The organism is Paenibacillus ottowii, assembly GCF_050516475.1.
Classification (GTDB): domain Bacteria; phylum Bacillota; class Bacilli; order Paenibacillales; family Paenibacillaceae; genus Paenibacillus; species Paenibacillus ottowii.
In genome coordinates this window covers 1,855,381-1,863,992 of the sequence record NZ_CP191577.1, presented here as the reverse complement: position 1 = coordinate 1,863,992, position 8,612 = coordinate 1,855,381, and the positions used below count along the sequence as shown (strand labels likewise).

Here is an 8,612-nt window from a genome sequence, read left to right as displayed (position 1 = left end):
AAACGATCCTCACGGTGCAGCATTAGAGCCTGGTTGTAGTGTTCAGGATGGGAGGGCTGCAGTTCAATGAACCAATGTTGAATCGGTGTCAAGGCCACGTTTCCAGTGACTTCTCCTTGGTCGGACACGCGGGTCACCCGCTGCACCCGTCCATTCAGTTCAGCAATCGTTGGATACTGGAACAGCTCTCTCATTTCCAGCTTGTAACCATTTTGCAGCAGTCTCGAAGACACCTGAATGGCCTTGATCGAGTCGCCGCCCAGATGGAAAAAGTTATCCAGCACACCAATCTGTTCGACACCCAGTACAGACTGCCATACCGATACCAATGTCCGCTCTACCTCATTACGTGCGGCTACATAATCCTCGCCGGAATCCACGCTTCCCTCCGGCTGCGGCAATGCCCGCCGGTCCACTTTGCCGTTTGGTGTCAACGGCAATTGTTCCATCTGTACAAAATACGACGGCACCATATAACCCGGCAATTCCTGGCTCAAAGCGCTTCGCAGCTCACTTGCCGCGATATCTGCCACGGTGACCACATATGCGCAAAGCTGTTTTTGCCCCTGTTCATCCTCACGTGCAATAACGATGGCTTCTTGCACCGCTTCCAGCTTCAACAGCTGTGCTTCCACCTCGCCCAATTCAATCCGGTAGCCCCGGATTTTCACCTGTGCGTCGATGCGTCCTTTGTATTCCAAAGTCCCGTCCTCATTCCAGCGCACCAAATCGCCTGTACGGTAGCAGCGCTCTCCACTGCGGAACGGACTGTCTATGAACTTTTCAGCTGTTAGCTCAGGGCGGTTTCGGTAGCCACGTGCCACCCCGTCGCCGCCGACAATCAGCTCACCCCATGCGCCCACAGGCTGGAGCTGCATGGAACGATCTACAACATACGCTGTGGAGTTGTGGATCGGACGTCCAATCGGCACCGCTTCGGATTGCACGCCAGCAATCGCATGAGTTGTAGAAAAAGTTGTATTTTCCGTCGGACCATAGCCGTTGATAATTCGTAGGGATGGATGAGCCTCCAGCACTCGGTTAATGTGCGGTACGGACAACACATCACCGCCGACCAACAGTTCTTGTACCCCCTCGAATAATTCCAGATCCTGCTGTGATAGCTGATTAAAGAGTGGCGCAGTCAACCACATTGTTGTAATACCGTGATTGCGGACAGCTTCCTTGAGCTTCGGCGCATCCAAAATGACATCTTGACTTACCAGCACAAGCTGTCCACCATTCAGCAACGCCCCCCAAATTTCGAAGGTGGACGCGTCAAAGACAACGGCACCGGTTTGCAAAATACGCGTGTTAACACCCAGTTGCGCGTAGTTTGTATTTTTCACCAAACGCACAACATTGCGATGCTCCACCATAACCCCTTTAGGCTGTCCGGTCGTGCCTGAAGTGTACATAAGATAGGCTAGTCGATTGCCAAATGTACGTTCTTGTTCTCTAGCAGTGCGGCCTACGACAGACGAAGATGATTCAATTGAATCCTCATTTTTCAGATTTGTATAATAGGTAAAATCCGCATGACAAGCTTCGTTTTGTTCCCCATGTACGTTATTTACGCCTTGGTTACTCTCTGCCCCGTATACATTCACATCGCTCAAATCCAGCACGATTCCGGTGTAATCCTCAGGTTGCTGTTCCGCATGCTGCACCAGCAGTAACTCCGCTCCCGAATCTTCCAACAGGTAGCGTACACGTTCAGCCGGATAATCAGGGTCAATCGGCACATATGCACCGCCTGCTTTGAGAATCGCCAGCATACCAACGATCATATCTGCGGAACGCTCAGCAACGATACCTACCGTTCGTTCGGCAGTAACACCGTGCTCGCGCAGTGTATGAGCCAGTCGGTTGGCTTTTCCATTCAATTCGCCATAAGTTAAACGGGCGTTTCCAGATACAACTGCTGTCTGATTCGGTGTGCGTGCTGCCTGTTCCTCAAACAGCTCATGAATGCCTGCTTCGCGTGGATAGGCCACTGTTGTGGCATTGAATACATCGATGATTTGAGCCTGTTCTTCCTCACTGATTAGCGACAATTCCTGTATACGCTTGTGTGGACCCTGTACCATATGCTCCGCCACACTCAAAAATTGTCGAATAATTCGAGCAATTTCCTGTTCACTAAACAGCTCAGTACGATAATCCAGGTATAGTACGAGTCTGTCGTCATCCAGCATTTCAACCATGTGAATATCGAAGTCATTCACTGTATCTCCGCAGAAATCGTTATCCACCTGCTGAATCGCCTCATCAAACCGCGAGAAACTCAAGGTACGGTACTGAATGGAAGCACCAAACAGACGCTGGATGTCTAAACTGCTTTGCTGTTCGCGTAAATCCTGAATAATTTTGTTGTACGGGTAACGCTGATGCCGCAAAATGGACGCCTGCTCCTTCCCTACACCCTGCAAGAAGGCCAACAGCTCAGATTCCGGTTCGACCATCAGACGCGTAGCCACGGTGCTGACGAACATGCCGATGGTATCCTTTTCTTTCTTAGACGTACGGTTGGCATAGAGTGTTCCTACAGTTAGGTCCTGCTCACCTGTCACTTTATGCAAATAAATATACAGGGCCGCCAGGAAGAACGTAAAAATACTGATTTTATGTTCCTCGCAAAAAGCCGTAACACCACGATACAATTCATGCTCCAGTATAAAACTCTCCCGACGTGCAGCTGTGCTCAATGTCAGTGGGTTATATGATTTTAAACCTGTGGTCTCTGGCAAATCGGCAAACTTTTCCGTCCAATACGCCTTGTCCTTTTGATAGCGGTCCGATTGCTCATAGCTTTGCTCTACCTGAATAAAATCCAGATAAGGATTGCCCTTGATTGGTGCATCTTGGCCTGTACCATGCACAATATCCATATAGTGTCCGGTAATTTCATTAATGGCCTGATTCATGGACACGCCGTCCGAAATAATATGATGCATTTTAAAATTAAACCAGGTTTCTTCTGCCCCGAGCTGCAAAATAACAAATCGGTACAGCTGCGAATTCAACAATGAGAACGGCTGTGGATTATGGCGTTTTAACCATTCATTCGCTTCTTCCAGAGTTACTTGAAGCGTTTCAATACTTTCCTCTGTAAACGGCTCTACATATTGATATGGGATTCCGTCCTGAGCAGTGATTTTGATGCGGAAGGAATCATTTTGGGCAATCACCCGGTTCATTGCTTGTTGTAATGCATCTATACGAACAGTTCCTCTGATTTTTACAGTAGCAATAATGGTTGAAGTGTTCCGATGAGGATACAAAAGCTCCGTATACCAAATACGTTGCTGTGGCTGGCTTAAGGAAAACAATTGAACATCTTGTTGTGTCATCCGTCTCTCTCCTCGCAAAATAGATATTTGGTAAAATGAAAATTCGCATATTTATGCGGTTTGTTCCTCAAAATGCTTTCGAAACTGGAGCTCATACAGCTCTGCATAATGACCGCCCTCGGCAAGAAGCTGTTCATGGGTGCCCTGCTCTTTAAGCTCGCCATCGGCAAGAACACAGATCGTATCTGCCCGCTCAATCGTAGACAATCGATGGGCAATGACTAATGTGGTACGATCCTTCATTAGCTCATTTAAGCCCTGCTGGACTTCATATTCTGACTCTGCATCCAGAGCCGAGGTTGCCTCATCCAGCAGCAAAATCGGTGCATTTTTGAGCAAAGCACGGGCAATCGCAATCCGCTGTCTTTGACCGCCAGACAAATTGGCTCCTCGTTCACCGACAATCGTATCGTAGCCCTCCGGTAGCTCGGCGATGAAGCCGCTGGCATAGGCTGTCTTGGCCGCTGCCTTTATTTCCTCATCCGTGGCATCCGGTGAGCCAAAGCGGATATTATCCGCTACTGTACCGTGGAACAACGTAGCCTCCTGTGGTACATAGGCCATTAAGTTCCTAACCTCGTCTAGCCGAAATTCCTCTGCCATGCGGCCGCGAATCCGCAGCACACCTTCATCGGGTGGATAAAATCCCAGCAGCAGCTTCATGACGGTGCTTTTGCCACCACCACTCGGACCGACAATTGCAGTTACCTGCCCTTCCGGCACCACCAGGTTCAATCTCCGCAGCGTTGGACGATCTAGCTGATAGCCAAAAGTGATGTCGTGCAGCTCCAGCGCAGCCGGAACCTGTTCAATGGGGTGATCTGAGTTCTCAGTCTCGACACCGTCATAGAATCCCTTAGGTTCACAGGCTGATATATCTGCTCTGTTCAGGCCGATGAGCCCAGTTTGTTGCTCCTTCTGTTTCGCTCCAGGGAACTGCTCCTCTTCCTTCGACTCACTCAGAATTTCGCGGATTCGCGCCAAGCCTGCTAAGGAGTTTTGTAGCAATGATACAGCCGCCCCCAGCTCCAAAAATACCGTTGAAATACCGGTTTGCAGCTGCACAATCTGTCCCAGTACTCCCAGCTCCATTTGCTTCTGCGCAACCAGGATCAATCCGGCGACAAGCACACCGCCAAGCGTGATGAATTCAATGACAAAATTGCACATATCCTGCAAGCCCATATGACGCCCCTGCCGGATACTGATCCGTTTTATGTCTTCACTTGCATTGTTACAGAGTCCGCCTACCTTTGTTCTCAACCCAAACAACTTCACCATCTGTAAACCGGAAAGCAAATCACTCAATCGTTCGGTAAACCTGCTCATTCGTCCCTGTAATTCTTCACTCATATGTCGCATTTTCTTGGCGAAATGAGCATTGATCCAGGCTGAAGCTAGCCCAAGCACAACTGCCATAATCCCAAATCGCCAATCCAGCACCATCAAGATGACCAATGAGCCCAGGAAAAGCGAAGTTTCCAGTATAATCGAGCGGATATGAATAGTGTAAGCTTGCTCCAGCGTCTGTACATCGTTCGTCATGCGGGATACAAGATTGCCTGAATGGTGTTTTTCGGCTTTTTCATAGGATAGCTTGATCATATGGCCGAATAGCTTCATTCGTACATCGGCAATCGCGAGCTTGACACATCGTTTATACATATAGCTGCACAGAGGGGAAATAAGGCTTAACGCCAAAAATGTACCGCTGACCAAATAGACCGCTCGGTATAGTTCCTGTACATCGCCATTAACGGCAAAATTCAGCAAATAATGCACCACAAAAGAGAGCAAAATTGTGATACTGGCATTGGTCAGGCTATTGCCAACCAGCCCCGTAAAATACCATTTTCGGTGCGGCTTCATCAGGGACATTAATTGCTTAAATTCATAAAACCCCTGCTTGAAGGTCACGACGCTCACTCCTTTCCTCAGGCAGTGAAGACCCGTTTTCTCCCGTTTGCGGTCCTTCATCAAAATTTTGCAAATACAGCTTTCGGTACACACCGTCACGACCTAGTAATTCTTCATGGGTACCCGATTCCACGATGCTTCCCTTATCGAGTACAATAATACGGTTTGCTTGACGTATGGTTGACAGTCGATGAGCAATGACCAGTACCGTCCGGTTTTGCATGGCCGCATCCATTGCAATCTGTATCTGAGCCTCCGATTGGCTATCAAGTGCTGAAGTCGGCTCGTCCAGTAGAAGCAGCGGAGCATTTTTCAGCAATGCTCTTGCTATAGAAATTCGCTGCTTTTGTCCGCCTGACAATCCGCCTCCCCGTTCGCTCAACAGGGTTTCATATCCTTCGGGCAGCTGAACAATAAAGTCATGCGCATGTGCCGCTTTCGCCGCCTCGACAATTTCTTTCCGAGTCGCCTCCAGACGCCCGTATCCGATATTTTCTGCAATGGTGGCCGGAAAGAGCGACGGTTCTTGAGATACCATCGAAATATGACTGCGCAGGCTTGTTAGGTTCCAATCTGTCAAATCCTTACCAAACAATTGAACCGTTCCAGCATGCACTCCCGGTTCATTGAATCCGCAAAGCAGCTTGAAAATGGTGCTTTTACCGCCACCACTGGCGCCAACAATCGCAACCGTTTCTCCTTGCCCTACCCGGAAATTAATATCCTGCAGCACCGGGTTCCCTTCGTTATAGCCAAAAGTCAAATGCTCAAAGCTGACTACAGCAATGTCATCGTTGCTGTCTGCAACGTCTTCCAAACGGCGGGTCTCATCCTCATAAGCCTGAGTGATGGAAGTGATTTTCCCGTCTTGCCGTTCATCCGACCAATCCAGCACCTCTAACAAATGCTTTGCCGCTCCTTCCGCCTCCTTCATTTGCGAAATGATCGTCGGCAGCATGGCAACAGGCTGCAAGATGAACGAAATCAGATACAAAAAAAGGACAATGCCTCCAGCATTCAGCTCACCTTGTTGAATCAGATATCCCCCGTACACAATGACCAAAATAATCGGTGTAGCCAGCATCATCACACCTACCGGCGTAATGAACGCATAACGCTTTTCCAGCCGCAACCCACGCTTGATGACCTCCTCCGTGATCAACATATACTTCTTCAATAGCACAGCCTGCATATTGAATGCCTTGACGATAGGAATGCCTCCAATCGCATCCTGCCCCACCGCATTGAGATGAGCAATTTTCTCCTGGAGCTCTTCGGAGTATTTTTTTATGGGCTTGCTCATCAGTGATGTGATGATCATTCCTACAGACATGAGCGCAAGACTTGCCAAAATCAGTTTCCAACTTGTCAATACAAGCAACGTGAATGATGCTATAAACACAAGCGGCAAATAAAACAAATTGGCAAACTGCTGGATAAAGAAGTTTTGCAACAACGCCGTGTTGTTGGTTAAGCGGGATACCAGATCTCCAGTGAACTTCCTCTCCACGCTGGAAACCGGTAAATCATAAAACTTATGTACGAGATCGCCTCTCAAATCGTGCAGAGCACTAACGCTAAAGCGTGCTGAGGCGTATCTCATCACAAACTTACAGGGCATTCCAATAAGCGTCATACCAATAACGAGATAAATCATGTTTTGAGTGGAGGAGAATGTCCCCTGTGCCATTTGCTCTATGGCCTTACCCAGAATAATGTCAATAGCTGCCAAACATAAGGAGGCGGTCACTGAGATAAAAACCCATAGATTATATGGTTTTATATAACGTGCGAGTCTCCGAAACGCAGAATTTGATCGAAACAAAGGCATCCCTCTTTTTCGTTGCCCACACTTTAAGCCAGTGCGAACTTTTTAGATTGGCAATGGACGTCATTAAGATGTCTCTGTGTCTGGTATGAATAAGTATCTAGAAAGATAAAAGCGGACTTGAAACATGCTGAAAAATGCATCATGGTCGTGGATTGGTATCGATTTTGCTGAGATGGTGATAACGGAAGTGAGTCGTGATGTGTAGGTCTTTCAACTCTGTCTGAATCGTGGTTGTTAAGTGCTTGTATTGTAAGCAGTATGAGCAGCCGTAGCGTGAGCCTTCGGTGGGGATGCGGATAGAATGTTTTCGACTGCGCTCATAACCTCTTGCTCTTGTTCATGGATAAAAAAGTGATTCCCTTCGAACATTCGGACTTCCATAGGGAACGTCGTATGCTGTTGCCAGGCATGGAGCGAATCTGTGCTAACCTCAAAATCCTCCACTCCCCCTAGAACTGTCATTGGGCATACTAAAGGATTTCCCGGCTGATAAACATAAGTTTCACATACTTTAAAATCCGCACGCAGACGAGGCATAATAATTTGCATCAATTCTGCATTTTGCAGCACTTCTTCGGGTGTTCCTTGCATCAAGCGTAGCTCTTCGGTGAAAGAATCGTCTGCTAAATCATGGAGTTGTTTTTTGGAGTAGGGAAGATGTGGTGCAGACTTACCAGATACGATAATATGCACAGGTAGTTTTCCAGTTTTGCTGTACAAATGCCGGGCTGTTTCAAACGCAATCAGTGCCCCCATGCTGTGTCCAAAAAAAGCAAACGGCTTATGAATGTAGGGAGCTATGGCGGGAACTAAGGTTTGAACAATATCTTGAAGAGTTTCCATCGGAGCTTCAGTTGAGCGGCTCTCACGTCCGGGGAGCTGTATAGGCAGCACGGTAATATCGGGCGCGAGCCTGGACTTCCAAGAGTTAAATATGTAAGTGCCACCACCTGCGTAGGGGAAACAGAATAGTTGAAGCTTTGCAGCTGGTTGGACCTCTGTTTTCGCGAACCAAGATTGTGATCGAGTCGTCATATGAATTCCTCCATCCTCTATGCAGTTCATAATTTTACAGTAAATCCTTATATCTCTTTTTTTCTTCCAACACTTTCTAGCTTTTTTAAATATACAAACTTTAAAACCGCTTGGCATGGGACAAAAGGGCTAAATTGATTGGCTTCATAAAAATAATAAGAAATCCATATTATTACATATGTTTCTCGACTTCAAAAGCAACAATTTCACTTTTTTCCTTCATTCGCTACTCATTATGAACTGTTAAGTAGATACAAAACAAAATTTCAGATTTTCACGAATCTTGTAAAACTACAATCATTATGATTTACAAAAAAGCTCAAACCCCTTTTCCTACAACAATTTTACCTTTACATGCCATTAACATAAATGTAACAAATTCAACCTGATATCATCCGACAAATTCCGCCTTTTTTCGCACCCCTCCTTCACAACCTATATAATGGAATTAATTTAAAACAAGCTCACATAAACCC

Annotated in this window: 4 protein-coding genes; all 4 read right to left on the bottom strand. The window is 47.1% G+C overall.

Going from position 1 to position 8,612, the window contains the following annotated elements; all coding sequences use genetic code 11:
- On the bottom strand, nucleotides 1–3,353 hold a 3,353-nt coding region (locus ACQQ6X_RS08760), incomplete at its 3' end, for a non-ribosomal peptide synthetase (protein WP_305168213.1).
- A 51-nt stretch (nucleotides 3,354–3,404) separates the two neighbouring features.
- On the bottom strand, nucleotides 3,405–5,270 hold the full coding sequence (locus tag ACQQ6X_RS08755; RefSeq protein ID WP_305168212.1) for an ABC transporter ATP-binding protein: 1,866 nt from the start codon (nucleotides 5,268–5,270) through the stop codon (nucleotides 3,405–3,407).
- On the bottom strand, nucleotides 5,245–7,095 hold the full coding sequence (locus ACQQ6X_RS08750; protein ID WP_305168211.1) for an ABC transporter ATP-binding protein: 1,851 nt from the start codon (nucleotides 7,093–7,095) through the stop codon (nucleotides 5,245–5,247). Before ACQQ6X_RS08750 ends, ACQQ6X_RS08755 begins: the two co-directional genes overlap by 26 nt.
- Nucleotides 7,096–7,335: 240 nt before the next feature.
- Nucleotides 7,336–8,136 carry a thioesterase II family protein gene (locus ACQQ6X_RS08745; RefSeq protein WP_305168210.1) on the bottom strand — a complete coding sequence of 267 codons (801 nt, stop codon included), beginning with the start codon at nucleotides 8,134–8,136 and terminating at the stop codon, nucleotides 7,336–7,338.
- Nucleotides 8,137–8,612 lie beyond the last annotated feature (476 nt).